Raw genomic sequence first — 16,347 nt, 5'->3', positions numbered from 1 at the left:
TGGGCGATGCGGTCCACGCAGGCGCGCCCTGCGGCCTCGATGCCCCTCGGCACGCTGGGTGCTGTCAAGCGGCATCCGAGCTCGGCGAACGCCAGTGGGTCGAACGGCGTCCGCTCGTCGTCGGGTTCAGGCAGCTCGGGCGGGGTGGCGTCGACTTCCTGGGCTGGTCAGTCGCGATCCGAGGGCTCCGTGGGGCTCTGGGGAATGCGGGGTGGCGCGCCATGCACCGCGGTCCGCAGCTGCTCGGCGCACGGCAGCATGCCGAGCCCGGGATCGTTCAAGATGCCGCTCGGCAGCTCCACCACCTGCGTGCCCGCGAGTCCGCGGCAGGCGCGCATCGTCGCGAACCCATCCCGCTGACACAGCAGCCCCCTAGTGCCCTGGTGCAGCACGACCACGTCCGGGTCCATGGCCAGCACCTGCTCGGGGGTCAGCTCCGGCCAACCGTCCATGTGGTCGAGCGCGTCGCGCAGCCCCGCAGCGATCAGCACGTCGTGGTAGCTGGTGTGCTGCGCGCCCCCGTACAGGCCGCGCCCCATGACGCCCAGGTACAACGCGCGAGGACGCCGCGAGAGAGGGATGTCGGCCGCGACCATCCGCATGCGTCGCTCGAGGGACGTGGCGAGCTGCGCGCCCGCACCGCTCGCGTCCACCAGCGCGGAGACCAGGCGCGCATCGCGCGCGAAGGTGGACAGTCCACGCATCTCGCCCAACCGGAACACCTGCACACCCGCGTCGCGCAGCTGCCGCACGTGGCCCGCGTCGGACATGCCGCTGACGATGATCAGGTCGGGGTTCAGCGCCAGGACCTCTTCCACCCGTGCGCCGTCGATGCTGCGGATGCCCTCGAAGCGGTGCGACCCGAGACCGTCGCGCATCGTCCCGGCCAGCCCGATGATGCGCGTGGGCGCTACCGTCTCCAGCAGCACCACGTCGGCGATGGGAGAGAACGACCCGATGCGCTGGTAGCTCCGCACCGGTACCACCGTGCCGTCCGCGTCCGTGACCTCGTGGGCATCCGTCTGGTGGGTGAGGGCCGCGCGCGCGGGAGCCCGCTCCGTGAGCGCGATGCCGATACACGCGAGCAACGCGGCGACGACGGTCAGCAGGTTCAGCAGCGTGATGCGCGCGCGGCTCATGCCGTGCCTCCCGAGGCGCCACCGGTGCTGGCAGTGCTGGCGGAGCCCGCCGTGTCCGCGGGGAGCGAGAAGCGTGGACCGGCGCCCACTTCGGTCTCGACGTGGTAGACGCGTCGGATCGTGGCGGGCGACAGCACCTCGGAGGAGAGGCCGATCTGATCGATGCGCCCCTCGTGCAGCAGCAGAGTGCGATCCGTGTGGCGCATGGCGTCGTCCAGCGCGTGTAGCACCACGATGACCGCATAGCCCTGGCCAGAGAGGTTCTGCAGCAGCTGCAACAGGCGTAGGCTCTGCTCCAGATCGAGCGCGGCGGTGGGCTCGTCCAGCAGCAGCACCCGAGCGCCCGTCGCGAGGGCGCGCGCCACGAGCACGCGGCGCTGCTCGCCATAGCTGAGCGCCGTGAAGGGCCGGTCGCGCAGCGCGCTGGCCCCCGCTTGGGCGAGGGCCGCGTCGATCTTCTCCCGGTCGCGTGGGCCCAGCCGCCCGAGGGCGTCGCGGAACACGTGGCGCCCCTGCTCGACCACGCGCGCCACGGGGAGCGCGGCGTTCAGGCCAGAGCGCTGCGGCACGTAGGCCACCTGCGAAGCGCGCAGGTGCGGCGGCGCGCTGGCCGGGACGCCGCGCACGGAGAGCTCACCCGTGTAGGGCCCGAGGCCCGCGATGGCGCGCAGCAGCGTGGTCTTGCCCGCGCCGTTGCGGCCGGCGATGCACAGCACCTCGCCCTCGTGCGCGCGGAAGCTCACGTCACTCAGGATTTGGCGCGCGCCGAGCCGTAGCGACACACCGACCGCCACGACCGCGGCGGTCGCCTCGGGCGCGACACGCTCCGGGTGCGTCGGGGTGCCAGCCTCGACAGCCGGCGCCTCGCCCGCCGTCGCGTCTCCATGGGCGCTCATACGTCACGCTCCGCGCGACGCTGCTTCAGCAGCAGCCACAAGAACACCGGCGCGCCGAGGAGCCCGGTCACCACCCCGAGCGGCACCTCGGCCTTCGTCGGGAAGGAGCGCGCGGCCACGTCGCACAGGACCGAGAAGGCACCGCCCAGGAGCGCCGCGGCGGGCACCAGGCTGCGGTGCGTGCTGCCCACGATGGGGCGCAGCACGTGCGGCACGATCAGGCCCACGAACGCGATGCTTCCGGCGAGCGTGACGGCGGCGGCGGTCAGCACCGAGACCCAGATCACCACCCACGTCCGGGTGGCGCGGACGTCCACACCCAACGTCTGCGCCTCTTCTTCTCCCGACAGCAGCACGTCGAGCGTGCGGCCCCACGCGAAGGCCGCGAGCGCGCCCGTCAGGACCAGCGGTGTGCACATGCCGATGACGCGCAGCGACGTCCCCGACACGCTGCCGAGCGCGAACGCCACCACGGCGCGTCCGACCTCCCAGGACTCCTGCGCGATGCTCGTGACGAAGCCCGCGATGCTGAGGAAGAGCGAGCCCAGGATGAAGCCGACCAGGAGCAGCACCACGGAGTCCGACTCTTCCCGCACGAACAGCACCAGCAGCGAAAGCGAAGCGGCGGCGCCCACCAGGCAGCCCAGCGGCAACAGCACGTCGGGGGACAGCGCGCCCTCGGTGGCCATCAGCAGCGGCTGGAAGGCCAGGATGGCGATGCGCCCGCCGAGGTTCGCGCCGGCTGTGGTGCCGAGGATGTCCGGGCTGGCGAGCGGGTTGCGGAAGAGCCCCTGCACCAGCACGCCAGCCACGCCGAGCGCGGCGCCCGCGAGCAGACACGCGAGCGCGCGAGCACCGCGCAGCGAGAGGAACACGTCGCGCAGCGCCGCGTCGCCCAGGTCACCGGCTCCGACGCGCAGGGACAGCCCGAAAGACAGGGCCGCCAGCACGGCGAGGGTCAGGTACACGGTTGCGCGACGCGCCATGCCCGGGGGGTGTCAGGCGAGCGAGGCGCGCGCAAGCCGGGCGTCAACCGAAGATGATGGTTCCGCAGGGGAACTGGATGTCGAGGTTGGACTCCCCGTCCTTCCACGTGTCGCACGCCGTGCCGTTGATCCGGATGGTCGACGCGTCGAGCAGCTGCCAGCCGTTGTCGTCTTCGAACTGCAGCGTCACGTTGCCCCCCGGGGTCATCAGGATGACGGTCCCGGTGTCGGCGTCCTCGGAGGGAACCTGCCCGTTCAGGGTCACGTCGCAAGAGATGCGGTCGCGCAGGATCTGTGTGAGCGCCGCGTTCAGCGCGGTGGTGTCGTTGGCCGAGAAGAACTGCGCCTGCGTCCCGGCGGGCTCGTTGCGAGCGAGACCCTGACCGACGTTTGCCAGCTGTTGGAAGTGCGACGAGTTGATGCTCACGCCGATCACGAAGGTCGGGATGCCCGCCGTGAACGCGGCCTCCACCGCCTGCAGCGACGCCTCCTGGCCGTTCTGTGGGTTGGGCTGCGCGCAGGTGTCCGGCTCGCCGTCGGTGGCCAGGATGATGAACGTGTCCTGGTCGGGGAGCGTCGGCACGATGCTCTGGACGACGTGGTCGATGCTCTCGCCGGTCGGCGTCTCGTCGGCCCACGTCTGCCCCTCGTACGCCGTGACGAGCGCGCCCAAGCCACCCGAGATCGGGATGTTCACGATCTGCGGGCAGGTCGCGTTGGGGTCGCCCGGCGCCTCGCCGGTGGTGTTGCAGATCCCATCGGTGCAGAGCGGGATGGGGTCGCCGCTGCCGCCTGCGGCTCGCGCGGTGTAGAGCGAGAGGATGAAGTTGATGCGGTCGCCCAGCGCGGGGAACAGGCCCGTCGCGGCGTCGCGGCCACCCGGTAGGTTCGTGGTGCGAGCGCCGAGCAGCGCGTCACGCACGGCGTCCCAGCGATTGGGCACACCTTCGCAGTCGCCCTCGGTACACGTGAAGCCGGCTGGGCAGTCGACGTTCGTCGTGCAGCTCACGGCGCAGCCCGCGGGCTGGCCCATGCCGCTACAGGGGTTGCTGCCGAAGTTCGCGTTCATGCTGCCGCTCTGGTCCACCAGGACGACGACATTGGGGACGATGCGGTCGGCCATGACGGTCTCGTCGACGCAGCCGTTGCCGTTGTCCGGCTCCGGGCCGTTGTCGGGCTGCGGCCCCTGGTCACCGCCAGCGTCGCGCCCGGCGTCGGAGGAGTCGCGTGGCACGCACTGGCCGTCCGCGGCGCACATCTCGTTGGCGCGGCACTGGTCACCCGTCGGGGTGCAGTCGGCCTCGCACACGCCCTCGCTGTCGCAGTAGAGCCCGCTCGGGCACGGGCTCCCCGCACCACAGGCGTTGCCGCAGCCAGGCAGCCCGAGGGAGCTGCAGATGGCGCGCGAGGGGGCCGGATCGCTGCAACTGCACCCGGGGGACGTGGCCCCGATGGCGGTCATCAAGAGAACGAACGAGAAGGCGGGGATAGGCAAGCGCGCATGAGACATGTCTCAGAAACTAGCACTTCTGCGAATCCAATGACAACGGAACGCTGGAACGACGCTAGCGGTCGGGGCTCGAGGGCGCCTTCTCCACCGCGCTGCTCATGCTCAGCTCGATCACGCGCGGGAGCCACGCGCGGGGCACGAAGCGCAGCAGCCACACGCTGAGCGCGTTCATGAAGCCGGTCACCACCGTGCGCCGGCCGCGGAGCATCTTGTCCACCGCGATGCTCGCGCAAGCCTCGGCGGTCATCATCGCGAACTCGCCAGACTTCTTCAGCACCTGTCCGCCGAGCTCCAGGAACTCGGTGCGCGTGCCACCAGGGCTCACCGCGATGGCGCGCACGCCGGTCTTGCGCAGCTCGTAGTCGAGCGCCTCGGTCATGTTGCGCACGTAGGCCTTGCTGGCCGCGTAGCTGGCGAAGTTGGGGCAAGGCGCGTAGGCGCCCGTCGACGCCACATTCATGATGCGGCCACGGCCACGCCCGACCATCGCCCTTGCGAAGAGGTGCGAGAGCTGCGTCAGCGCCACGATGTTCACCTGCAGCATGCGCGCGTGGCGCTCCCAGGGGATGGCGATGAAGTCGTCGTAGGCGCCGAAGCCCGCGCAGTTGATCAGCACGTCCACGGGCTTGTCCGCGCCCTCGGTCGCGTCGTACAGCTGCTGCGGGGCCGCGGGGTCCTCGAGGTCGCTGACCAGGGTCTCGACCGTGACGCCGTGCTTCGCGCGCAGCTCGTCGGCCAGCGCGGTGAGACGCTCGAGGCGGCGCGCCGTCAGCACGAGGTGGGCCCCCTCGGCGGCGAGCTTGCGGGCGATCTCCGTGCCGATGCCGCTGCTGGCGCCGGTCACGAGGGCGCGTTGGCCTGAGAGTCGCTGCATGGGAGTCCTCGTCGGTCAGGCGGCCACGCGCGCTGTGCGTGCGCGTCGGATCCGGAAACGGCGGCGCTCCGCCAGCATGGGCTGACCTCGCAGGAAGCGCAGCAGCACGCGGTTGTACTCGGCGCCGCGCTCCTGGTTGGGGGAGTGCGCCGCGTTGGCGATGACGTGCAGGCGCGCGCGCGACCCCACACGGGCCCGCAGCCGCTTGGCCACGGGGACGGTGAACACCCGGTCGTGCTCACCCCAGAGCAGCAGGGTGTCTTTGTCGATGACGCGCCCCTCCCACTCGGGCGACTCGATGCGCCCCACCAGCTGCCGCATGGTCTCGGCCTGCGCCTCGCGGTGCGTGGTGAACATGCTCTGGTAGGCCTCCTCCAGCGCGAAGCCCGGCACGGGGGGCGGCTTGTGCCACGCCACCGCCAGCAGGCGGCGGATGTCCTCGGGCCGCTCGGGCAGCAGCAGCTGGTTCATGTCGCTCACGCCGAAGTGCTCGAGCGTGGCCTGGTGATCCACGTGCAGGTACTCCGGGCCGGAGCTGTTGGAGAGCACCACGCGCTCCACCCGCTCGGGGTGGCTGGACGCCATCTCGCACGCCACCAAGCCACCGAACGAGATGCCCACCGCGTGCGCGCGCTCGACGCCATAGCGGTCCAGCAGCTGGAGGCACGCGCGCACCTGGCACTCGAGCGAGAAGTCGTCGCCGTGGCCCAGGCTCTTGCCGAAGTACAGGAGGTCCGGGACGAACAGACGGAAGTGCCGGCTGAGCGCGACCACCTGCGGGTGCCACTGCCACGCGGCGTCGCTCCCGAAGCCGTGGAGCAGCAGCAGCGCGGGCTTGCCCGGGGGGCCCACCCACACGTGCAGCTGTCCCTCGGGCACGGTGAGCAGCTCGGCCGAGAGCTTGGCGCGGCGCATCTGCCAGCGGATCCACTGCTCGGGCACGAACAGAGGCCGCGCGACGTTGCGCACCGCGGCGCGGGCGCGGTGGGTCCAGCTATCGGGTGCGACGGCCGCGCGCTGGTTGGGGGCGTGCTCGAACGCGCTCGTCTCGCGGTTGCGGGGCAGGGTCTGTAGCGCGCTCGGGGGGGACTCGGTCGGCTCCATGGACGGGGGTTGTATCGTCTTTTGGATCAGGGGTCTACGCACGTGCAGACCCGAGGCGGGGGACGGGTGTGACGAGCCGTCGGGGCAGATTTTCGTTGAAAATGAAATTGACTATCGTTTTCAATTAAGTCAGGAAGCGGGGCATGCCCCGTATCGACTTCCTCGCGCGCCCTCGGACCACCCCGTGAAGCTCGGCAGGGACACGTTCGTGCGTTACTGGGACGTCCACGCCTGGGCGGGGGTGCTGGTCAGTCTGGTGCTGTACATGATGCTTCTCACGGGGGGCATGACGCTCTTCCACGAACCGCTCGAGCTGTGGGAGGAACCTTTGAATCAGGTGTCCGTGTCCCGCGGCGACGCCCTCGGTGCGGCGGACCGCTGGCTCGCGAGCGTGCAGGACCTGCCGGACACCGCCCGGGTCTACCTGCCCCGAGGGGAAGGTCATGGGCTCGCCTCGTTCTACGCCGCGCCGCCGGGCGAGGAGAGCGAGCTGCTCTTCCTCCACGCAGACGAGCCTGGCGCCACCGCTGCGCGCGAGCACTTGGCGCACTTCACCTACCAGCTGCACTTCCTGTGGCACGACCTGACGGGGCGTCCCCTCTACTGGTTCGCGGGCTTCATCGCCTTCGTGATGCTGGTCACGTTGATCACGGGGCTGCTGATCCATCTGCAGCACCTGGCGCGCGCCTTCCACCAGTTCCGCGCGCACAAGACGCGGCGAGTGCTGTGGTCCGACATGCACAAGGTGCTGGGCGTGATGGGGCTGCCGTTTCAGCTGCTCTACGCGTTCACGGGGGCGTTCATGGTGCTGGGGCCGGTGTTGCTGGGCGCGTTCTTGGGGCCCGTGTTCGGGGGCGACCGGGCTCGCGCGTCGGAGGCCGCCTTCGGCTTGGCGCCCCCCGTGATCGACGACGCCGGCGAACGCGTGGCGGTGCTGCCCCTCGAGGCGCTGGTGGCGCGCGCGCAAGCCGCCGCGCCAGACCTCGCGATCGACACGGTGGTGCTCTACCGGCACGGGCACGAGCACGCCTTGGTGGACGTGCGTGGGCTGGTGGGGCAGGCCCCCACCACCTTCGGCGCCGTGCGCTTGCGCGAGGTGGACGGCGAGGTGATCGACGTGAACGCGCCGCGCACCCGAGGTGCCAGCGCCGAGCTCGTGCGCTTCGTCTACGGGGTGCACTACGCGCACTTCGGCGGGTGGGGGACGCGCCTCGTCTTGTTCCTGCTCGCCCTGGCCGCATGCGGGACCGTGCTCACGGGCAACGCCGTGTGGCTCGCGCGACGCGACCCTCTGGGGCAGCGAGTCGGCAACCGAGTGCTCGCGCGCCTTTCGGCGGGCGTCGGCGCGGGTGTGTGGGCGGCGCTGGGCGTCATCTTCGTGGTGAGTCGTGCGCTGCCGTTGGACCTGCCCGGGCGGGGCGGAGTCGAGGAGCTGTCGTTCCTGGGTGCGCTCACGCTGTGCGTCATCGCCGCGCTGTGCACCGAGGATGCGCGGCGCACGTGGGCTGTGCAGCTGGGTGTCGCGGCCGTGTGCTTCGCGCTCGCGCCCGTCCTCGCCCCGCTGCGGAGCGGCGCGGGCGTGCTGGGTGGGGGCGTGCGGCTCCCGTACGTGGTGGCCGTGGACTGTGGCCTCTGGCTGACCGCCGTCGTGTGCGGTGCAGGAGCGTTCGCCCTACGCCGTCGTGCGCGTGTCGCGCGTGCCCTCGCCACTCCGGACACCGAGCTGGAGGTCGCGACATGAGCGCGCTGCCGTCCCTCAGCGCCCCTGACGCCGTGTGGGAGCTGGCGGCGTGAGTGCGTTGCTCTCCGTTTCCGCGGGGTGTGCCGCGTACGCGGCGTTCGGCTGTCTGCACGCGGCGTCGTTCGAGCGCCTCGAGCGTCCGCCTGCGGTGCTACGTCGGCGTCTCGGCGCGCGACGCTGGCGCGCCTTGATGTACGTCATGGCGAGCGTCCTCTGCGTGTGGTCGCTGCTCGCGTGGCGCGCCCACGAGACCCTCTACGCAGCGGTGATCGTCGTCAGCGCGGTCCTCACCCTGGCCGGCACGTCCTTCGTCCTCTTGCGCCCCCGCTATCCACGGGTTCTCTGGGCCAGCGCGGGGATCGCGGGGCTGCTCTCGTTCGCGACCGCGGTCGCCCTGCTCGCAGGACGGGGGCCGCAATGACTTCTCGCCTGCGCCATGTCGAAGGCGGCGTCTCCGCTGACGAAGGCGCGCCTGCGTCGGTCGAACACCGCGCTCGACGGACGCGTCACGGAGCGCGGGGGGCGCGCTCGCGCTGGTCCGCCGCCGGGCTCGCGCTCACGGCGCTGCTCGGACCACTGCCCGTCGCCGCGCTCGCTGGCGTGTGCGTCGCGCGCTTCCTGCCCGTCGCCGAGAACACCCGCTTCACCGTCGGCATCACGCTCGTCATCCCGCTGTGGTTGGCGGGCACGTGCCGCGCCTTCCTCGTGCAGCGCACCTCCCGTGCGCTCTTGGCCTGTGTCCTTTCGAGCGTCGCGCTGGGCGCGCTCGCCTACGGAGTACCCTCATGAACCGAACATCCCCCTCTCGCTCTCTCCCCCTCGTGCTCACTGCCCTGTCCGCCGCCCTCGTGGTGCTGGGCTGCGGCGACGACGGTGACTCGCCCGTCGACATGGGCATGGGCCCCGTCGACACGGGCATGACCCCCGACACGGGTACCCCGCCGGACGCGGGTCCGCCGCCCCCGCAGTTCATCGTGCACTCGGCGGTGCAGACCACCGACGGGCGCAGCAACTACTTCAGCGTCGTGAACTCGGTCGCCACTGCCCAGACCCTCGACTACGCGGACTCGCTCGAGATCCCCGGGCGCGCGCGCCTGTACGCCGCGGAGGGCATCGGCTTCTTCGCCATCGGCGACAGCGAGGACGTGTCCATCACGCGCTACGAGCTGTCGGACGCGGGAGAGTTCGTGGAGGGCGACAGCATCTCCCTGCAGAGCTACGGCGTCAGCACGATGGGCGCCCAGGCGGTGCTCTTCGTGAGCGCCACCAAGGCCTACTACAAGGACCCGGCGCAGGCGCAGATCATCGTCTGGAACCCCACCACGATGACCATCACGGACAGCATCGACCTGCCCGCCGAGCTCATCGTGGCCGACTGGTCGTTGGGCTTCGGTGACTGGATCCTGCGGGGCACCGACGCCTTCCTGCCGGCGCGCTGGACCACCGCGACCTACGACCGCGTGCGCCCGGGCAGCGCGCTGATCCACCTCGACACCACCAACGACGAGGTCACCGTGACGAACGACGCCCGCTGCCGTGGGCTGAGCCGTAGCGGCGAGCTGAACGGCGACCTCTACTTCTTCAGCGAGGTCATCACCGCCTTCGGTTACGCAGTGTACGGCACGGACGGCGGCCAGCAGGACTGCATCCTGCGCGTCAACGCGGGCACGACCGTGTTCGACGCGAGCTACCTCGGCAGCGTGAACGCGCTCTTCGATGCCGACGAGCTGGGCGCCGTGATGGCGCTCACGGACGAGGGCGAGGCGTGGATCCACGTGGTGGACACGAGCGTGGCGCCGACCGCCCCGGGCACGACCTACAGCGAGTGGTACGCCACCGGGTGGACCTGGATGCACGTGGACTTCGCGACGCTCACAGGCGCCACGCGCGTCGACCGCCCGGCGGGTGCGTACAGCAGCTTCACCCTCACGGCAGAGGGCCACTTCTTCATCAGCCAGGCGGAGCCCGACTACTCCATGACGACCCTGCTGGACCTCACCAGCGGTGAGCCCGTGGCCGCGCTCGCGTTCCCCGGCTTCGTGTTGGACGTGGCGCAGGCGCGCTGAGCGGCACGGGGCGCGTCTCTGGGCGCGCCCCGCCTCTAGCCGCGCAGCAAGAACGCGGTCGTCACGCTCTCGAACGCCTGCTTCTGCTCCAGCATCACCCAGTGCCCGCAGTTGGGGAACACGTGCAGCTCGCAGGCGGGGATGAGGCGCATGGGCAGGAGCGCGCTGTCCAGCGGGTTCACGCGGTCGTCGCGGCCCCAGGTGAGCAGCGTGGGTGCTTGGATGCTCGCCAGGTGCGCGATGGCCATGGTCGTCTTCGGGCCGCGCCGGAACTTGGCCATGAACTCGAGCGACTTGCGCGAGTACATCTTGCGCATGGTGGCGGCCGTGGCGGGCTCGGTGGCCTGCTTGAAGCGCTCGTCGATCATCTCTTCGGTCACGAAGCTGGGGTCGAAGACCATCGACTGCAGCCACTGCGCGATGCGCTCGCGCGTGGGGTTCTCGGTGAACTCGGTGATCAGGTTGAGCCCCTCGGCCGGGAAGGGGCTGAAGATGTTCAGCCCGATGCCGCCGAGGCACACCAGCCGGTCCACGCGCTCGGGGACCTTGGCCGCTACGAGGGACGCTATCTGCCCGCCCAGGGAGTTGCCGATCAGGTGCGTGCGCTCGACGCCCAGCGCTTCCAGGAACTTCGGCACCGCCGTGGTGCAGGCCGTGATGGGGTCGCCCTCCACGGCGTCGCTCTTGCCGTAGCCGGGGAAGTCCAACACCAGGCAGCGGAAGTGCTGCGCGAAGTGCGGCAGGTTGCTGCTGAAGTTCGCCCACCCCGTGACCCCGGGCCCCGAGCCGTGCAGGAAGAGCAGCGTCGGGCCCTCGCCCAGCTCGTGGTAGTGCATCTTCGCGCCGTCGACGTCGACGGTGCGGCTGGTGGACTCGTAGGTCGGCGTGGTCATCGCGCGGACAGTAGCACTCCCCATGGTCGCCACCACGTGGGAGCGTGCGGACGAAGAGGTCGCCTTCCGTCGAGACATCCACGAGGCCGTGACGCCCGACCAGCACCGCGCTCGCCTGCTATCGTGGAGTTCCCTCACAGGCCAGACGTGACGTTCGACATCGCGACGCGACCCAAGGCGGAGCTGCACTGCCACATCGACGGACTGCTCAGTCCCCGTCTGCTGCGCCGCATGGCCCAGCAGGGGCACGCGATCGGCGCCCACGCGGACAGGCTGGCCGCGATTCATCCGGTCGATGGCGTGGCCGCCTGGGTGGAGCGCTACATGCCGCTCGTGAACGAGCTGTTCACGCCCAAGGACGTGTGGCTGCCGATCATCCTGACGTACCACCTGGAAGAGCTCATCGCGCAGCACACCGTCTATGCGGAGTTCTTCGTCAGCAACCTGCTGTTCGCGCGCCCCGACGAAGTGCAGACGGTGGACCTGTTTGCGTCGCTGCGCAGGCTGGTCGACGACACCACGCGCGGGCGCATGGTGACGGAGCTCGTCGTGTGCATCGGGCGTGGTGGGCGCGAGAAGGTCGCGCCGCAGGTCCCGCGCATCTTGGCGCTGGCCGAGGCGGGGCTCGTGTGCGGCGTCGCGGTCGCGGGGCCGAACGAGAGCGCCTCGCTGAAGCCCATGGCCGGCTTCCTGGACGAGTTTCGCCGCGCGGGGCTCCCCATCGAGGTCCACGCTGGAGAGTTCGAGGGTCCAGAGGCGGTCTGGGACGCGCTCGAGTTCGGTGAGCCTCGGCGCATCGGGCATGGGGTGTCGGCGTTTCGTGACCCAGCGCTCGTCCGGGAGCTGGTGGACAGAGGCATCCATCTCGAGTTCTGTCCGACGAGCAACGTGAAGCTGGGGAACGTGCGTCGCGTCGAGGACCTCCCCATCCGCGCGGCGCTCGACGCTGGCGTCTCCTTCAGCGTCAACACCGATGACCCGGGGGCCTTCGAGTGCACGCTGACGGGCGAGCTGACCGAGGTGGCGAGCCGGTTCGACCTCAACGACCGCGAGCTGGACCTCATCTTGGACGACACGCTCCGCGCCGCGTTCGGGGCGGCGCCGTCGGTCGACGTCCGACACCCCAGGTAGGCCCGACGCGAGGGGCCGACGCACGGCCCCACGAGCGCAACGAACTTCGAGGCCGGCTCGCGACGTCGCGGCTCAGACGTCGCCCAGGAGCAGGCTCGGGGCGAGGGTGGTCGCGAAGCGTCGCGGGTCGACCACGCCTTGCGCGGCGAAGTAGTCGCGCGCGGCCAGCGCCTCGGCGACGCCCACCTCACCTCCGCGCAGCACCCCACGCGCCCAGCGCGCCGCCGCCGTGCGCCCGGCCATCCCGAGGGCCTCGTAGCGCCGCACCGCCTCGTCGAGCCACCAGCTCGCGTCGGCCGCGTCGCCCTCGATGGCGCTGGCGCACCCGCGAACGAGCGCGCCCCCGGCGTTGGCCCAGCCCGCGTCCTCGCGCAGCAGCTTCTTCGCCTCGCGACGAGCCTCGCGCAGCAGCGCGGGGCGCGCGTCGGGCGGGGCCTCCACTGCGGCACGCAGCGCGAGGAGCGCGTGCGCCTGATAGGCCCCCGCCCGCATCAGCTGCACGTGGAACAACAGCGAGCGGTGGGCTCGCGGCAACGAGGCGCGAAACTGCTCGAGCGCCTGCTCTGCCTGGCCGAGATAGGAGCGGGCGAACGCGCTGTGTACCCAGAACATGTAGCGCTGCACGTCGAAGGTCTCGCCGCTCCAGTTGTCCACCACGTGCTTCGCGCCGGCGTAGCCCATCTCGGCGCGGTCCAGCATGCACTGCACCTGCATGTTGAGGCCGGCGCGGATGGTGGCCTCGGTGAACAGGTCGCCGCGCTCCTCCGACTCCTTCAGGACGCGCGCGGTCCGGCTCTGCAGCTCGCGCCAGTCGCCTTGCTCCCACAGGCAGTGGACGATGCTCGCCTGGATGGTGCGGAGCTCCGCCGGAGCCTGCGCGCACTCGCTTCGATACAAGCGCTCCGCGCGCCCGAAGCCCTCGAGGGCGTTCGTCCACTCGCCCGTCATGTAGCCACCCATGCCCTCCGAGTAGTGCACCGCGCCGCGGGCCTCTGGATGCCCCGCGCGCTCTGCCAGCTCACGCGCGCGCTGCAGGATCTTGTGGGCCCGCCGCTTCCTCTTGCCGTTCGGGGTGACCAGCTGCGCGGCCTCCATCGCGAACTCGACGGCCACGCGCCCGGGCTCGCCCAGCTGCAGGGCGAGCAGCAGCGCGCGCCCGTAGTAGTCGAAGCCGTGGATGGTGTCCGTCGCGGCGAGCCCGACCGCGACCGAGTGCGCGGTGTCCACCCGCAGGCGTTCATTGGGAGGCACCATGGACTCGTCTCGCTCCGTGAACCGCCCGCGTCGAAACAGCAGCCGCATCCGGATCAGGATGATGCTCCACACGGTGCGCAGCGGGCTCGGGTGGTAGGGGATGCCCAGCATGGCCAGCAGCGGCTTGAAGCTCTCGATGCCGCGACGGACGTGGCCGCTCAGCAGGAACTGCTCCGCAGCGCGGCGGCGCAGGTCGATCGCCAGGGCTTCGGGTGCCCCCTCGACGGCCGCCAAATAGCTCCTCCCGGCGTCGGCGCCGCGCCCAGCGTTGGCGAGCGCATGCGCGAGCTTCTCGCGACGGCCTTCGAGCCCCTCGCCCGTGCCGGGGTGCAGCTCGAGCGACCACTTGAACAGCGCCGCGGCGCGGTCGAAGGCGAGCGCCTCGTTCGCCCGCTCGGCCGCACGCACGGCGTAGCGCGCCGCCTTCTCTCGCTCGCCGGCGCCCGCCCAGTGCGTGGCCAGCGTCATCGGGTCGGGGTCACGGTCCACCTCGAGCGTGCGCGCGATGCGCTCGTGACCGCGCGTGATCTCGTCGCCTGCGAGTCGCTGACGAAGCGCCCGCGTGATGCGGTCGTGGTAGAGTTCGACCGTGTCGTCGTGGCGCACGCCGCTCATGCGCACCAGCCGCTGGATACGACACACGCTCGCGGCCCGCATGACGCGCTGGTTGTCACGCTGCGCGGCCCGCGCGAGCACGTCCAGCGTGATGGGCCCACCGGCCACGGCCAGCACGTGCAGCAGCGCCTCGGCGTCCTCCCCCAGGGCGGCCACGCGGGCGCGGATGGCGTCCTCGAGCTGGAGCGCCCCGTGCCCCTCCGGCGCGGAGGCGCCCGTGTGGCGCGCCAGCTCGTCGATGAACAGCGGGTGCCCATGCGACTCGCGCACGATGGCCAGCGCGCGCGGCGTCGCGGACTCGTCGCCACCCAGCAGCGCGCGCGCCAGCTCGAGGGCGTCGTCGTCCGAGAGAGGGTGGAGCGGCACGGACTCGAAGGGCAGCCCGCCCAGCAGGTTCGGGTCGCTGCCCGACTGCGGCGCGTTCGCCGCGGCGCGGACGGTGCGCACCGTCCCCACGAACAGCAGCGCAGGCGGCTGCGGTTCGCGCAGGAGCTCACCCAGCAGGCTGCGGCTGTCGTCGTCGAGCCACTGCAGGTCCTCCATGAACACCACCAGCGGCGTGGTGGACGCGAGCCGCGTGAACAGCGTGCGCACCGCGGTGAACACGCGACCGCGCTGCTCCTGTGGGTCGCGCACCTGCTCGCGCGCCTGGCGCGGGTCGGTGAACAGCTCGACGCGCTTGAGCACGGGGAACGCGCGCGCCAGCAGCTCGTCATGGCGCGGCACCATGCGTCGCTGCTCGTCGATGGGCATCCGCGCGAGGAACCCGCTCAGGCCGTCCATGATCGCGTCGAACGACTTGTAGGGGACCGCCTCGCGCGCGAAGCAGCGCCCCCGCAGCACGGCGACCTCCGGGCGACGGCGGCGCAGCTCCCGCTCGAATTGGTCCAGAAGCTCCGACTTGCCGACGCCCGACTGTCCCTCGATCACCAACGTGACGGGCTCTCCCTCCTCGGCGCGCGCGAGGGCGGCGTCCAGCTGAGCGAGCTCGGCCCGGCGCCCCACGAACGTGCTCGCGTGGGCTCCGGTGGTGTGCGAGGTGCTGGAGATCGGCTCGCCCATGCCGGGCGCGCCTGCGCGGCTGAGCACCTCTTGGGCGGTGGGACGCAGCACCGGGTCACGGGCCAGCAGCTGGTTGCACAGCTGCACCAGGTCGGGCGGCAGCCCATCCACCAGCCGTGACGGGTCTGGTGCGTCCACGTGGATCTTCGCCATCAGCGCGCTCACGCCCTTGCCCGGGAAGGGGAGCTCGCCGGTCATCGATTGGAACAGCACCACACCGACGCTGTACATGTCGGAGCGTGGGTCGAGCGGCAGCCCCGCGGCCTGCTCCGGGGACATGTAGGGATACGTCCCGTAGGCGCCGACGTCCGTGACCTGCTGCCCGTCGTGAACGTCGGTCACCAAGCCGAAGTCCAGCAGCACGGCGCGTCCCTCGGGGGTCACCAGGATGTTGGAGGGCTTGATGTCGCGGTGCACCTTGTGGGCGGTGTGGATGGCGGTGAGGCCAGCGGCCAGCTGAGCGAGCGCCGCGCGCAGCCGGGCCTCGTCGAAGTTCGCGACGCCACCGCGTGTCCGGGCTCGGGACGCTGGCGCGACCGTGCCCTCCTCGTCCCCGCGAGCAGCCTCTGAGCTCATCACCAAGGGGGCCATGGACGCGGTCGGAGGGTCGTTCGCGGCGCCGTCGTTGCATGCGTCCGCAGCACGCCCGTCATCCCGCGGCGCGTCCCCACCGCGGCTGCTCGGGGCGTCCTCGTCCGGTCGTGTGGGGGCCCCGACGTACGGCGTGTTGCGCACGTACTGGAGGAAGTTGACCCCCTCGATCAGGTCCATCGTGTAGAACCACTCGCCCTCGTTCTCGAACAGCTCGCCGTAGCCGATGATGTTCGGGTGGTTCAGGTCCTGCAGCGCGCGGAACTCCCGCTTGAAACGCAGCAGCATGTCGCCGTCCACGGCGCCCACCGTCTTCAGCGCCAGACGCGTGCCGCGCTCCCGATCGAGCACTTGAAAGACGGTGCCCATGCCGCCGGCCCCCAGCCGGGACACGACCTCGAAGCGGCCACCCTGCCCGAGTCGTCGTTGGTCGTTGAGCATCGACCTGCACACGCTAGCACCACTCGGGGCGCCCAGATCACCAA

Annotated in this window: 13 protein-coding genes; 5 read left to right on the top strand and 8 right to left on the bottom strand. The window is 71.1% G+C overall.

Going from position 1 to position 16,347, the window contains the following annotated elements:
* Window positions 1–167 precede the first annotated feature (167 nt).
* The 6 genes from H6726_28160 to H6726_28135 all read right to left on the bottom strand — a co-directional run bounded on the left by H6726_28160 (window position 168) and on the right by H6726_28135 (window position 6,509).
* Complete coding sequence (locus H6726_28160) at window positions 168–1,139, bottom strand: ABC transporter substrate-binding protein (GenBank protein ID MCB9661553.1); 972 nt, start codon at window positions 1,137–1,139, stop codon at window positions 168–170.
* Window positions 1,136–2,035, bottom strand: a complete 900-nt coding sequence (locus H6726_28155) for an ABC transporter ATP-binding protein (protein MCB9661552.1) — start codon at window positions 2,033–2,035, stop codon at window positions 1,136–1,138. Before H6726_28155 ends, H6726_28160 begins: the two co-directional genes overlap by 4 nt.
* Window positions 2,032–3,021, bottom strand: a complete 990-nt coding sequence (locus H6726_28150) for an iron ABC transporter permease (GenBank protein ID MCB9661551.1) — start codon at window positions 3,019–3,021, stop codon at window positions 2,032–2,034. The genes H6726_28155 and H6726_28150 overlap by 4 nt, the downstream gene beginning before the upstream one ends.
* Window positions 3,022–3,064: 43 nt before the next feature.
* Window positions 3,065–4,516 (bottom strand): hypothetical protein, encoded by a 1,452-nt coding sequence (locus H6726_28145; protein MCB9661550.1) that lies wholly within the window; start codon window positions 4,514–4,516, stop codon window positions 3,065–3,067.
* A gap of 70 nt (window positions 4,517–4,586) precedes the next feature.
* On the bottom strand, window positions 4,587–5,405 hold the full coding sequence (locus H6726_28140; protein ID MCB9661549.1) for an SDR family oxidoreductase: 819 nt from the start codon (window positions 5,403–5,405) through the stop codon (window positions 4,587–4,589).
* Between the two features lie 15 nt (window positions 5,406–5,420).
* Complete coding sequence (locus tag H6726_28135; protein MCB9661548.1) at window positions 5,421–6,509, bottom strand: alpha/beta hydrolase; 1,089 nt, start codon at window positions 6,507–6,509, stop codon at window positions 5,421–5,423.
* A gap of 184 nt (window positions 6,510–6,693) precedes the next feature.
* On the opposite strand from H6726_28135, the gene H6726_28130 reads away from it, so the two are divergent.
* The 4 genes from H6726_28130 to H6726_28115 all read left to right on the top strand — a co-directional run bounded on the left by H6726_28130 (window position 6,694) and on the right by H6726_28115 (window position 10,316).
* Window positions 6,694–8,250: a PepSY domain-containing protein gene (locus H6726_28130; protein ID MCB9661547.1), complete on the top strand. Its 1,557-nt coding sequence runs from the start codon at window positions 6,694–6,696 to the stop codon at window positions 8,248–8,250.
* Between the two features lie 49 nt (window positions 8,251–8,299).
* Window positions 8,300–8,671, top strand: a complete 372-nt coding sequence (locus H6726_28125; GenBank protein MCB9661546.1) for a hypothetical protein — start codon at window positions 8,300–8,302, stop codon at window positions 8,669–8,671.
* Between the two features lie 143 nt (window positions 8,672–8,814).
* A complete protein-coding gene (locus H6726_28120; GenBank protein MCB9661545.1) occupies window positions 8,815–9,039 on the top strand; it encodes a hypothetical protein in 225 nt (74 codons plus the stop codon).
* Entirely contained in the window at window positions 9,036–10,316 is a 1,281-nt protein-coding gene (locus tag H6726_28115) for an MxcI (GenBank protein ID MCB9661544.1), read from the top strand. The genes H6726_28120 and H6726_28115 overlap by 4 nt, the downstream gene beginning before the upstream one ends.
* Before the next feature lie 35 nt (window positions 10,317–10,351).
* Here the strand turns inward: H6726_28115 and H6726_28110 are convergent, their stop codons facing one another.
* Entirely contained in the window at window positions 10,352–11,209 is an 858-nt protein-coding gene (locus H6726_28110) for an alpha/beta fold hydrolase (protein ID MCB9661543.1), read from the bottom strand.
* 147 nt (window positions 11,210–11,356) lie between these two features.
* Here H6726_28110 and H6726_28105 point away from each other — a divergent pair, with 147 nt between their 5' ends.
* A complete protein-coding gene (locus H6726_28105) occupies window positions 11,357–12,340 on the top strand; it encodes a hypothetical protein (protein ID MCB9661542.1) in 984 nt (327 codons plus the stop codon).
* A 72-nt stretch (window positions 12,341–12,412) separates the two neighbouring features.
* Here H6726_28105 and H6726_28100 read toward each other — a convergent pair whose 3' ends face one another.
* Window positions 12,413–16,303: an AAA family ATPase gene (locus tag H6726_28100; protein ID MCB9661541.1), complete on the bottom strand. Its 3,891-nt coding sequence runs from the start codon at window positions 16,301–16,303 to the stop codon at window positions 12,413–12,415.
* Between the last annotated feature and the right edge of the window lie 44 nt (window positions 16,304–16,347).

The organism is Sandaracinaceae bacterium (assembly GCA_020633055.1).
Lineage (GTDB): Bacteria > Myxococcota_A > Polyangia > Polyangiales > Houyiibacteriaceae > JADJJE01.
This window is presented reverse-complemented; position numbering and strand designations above follow the sequence as displayed.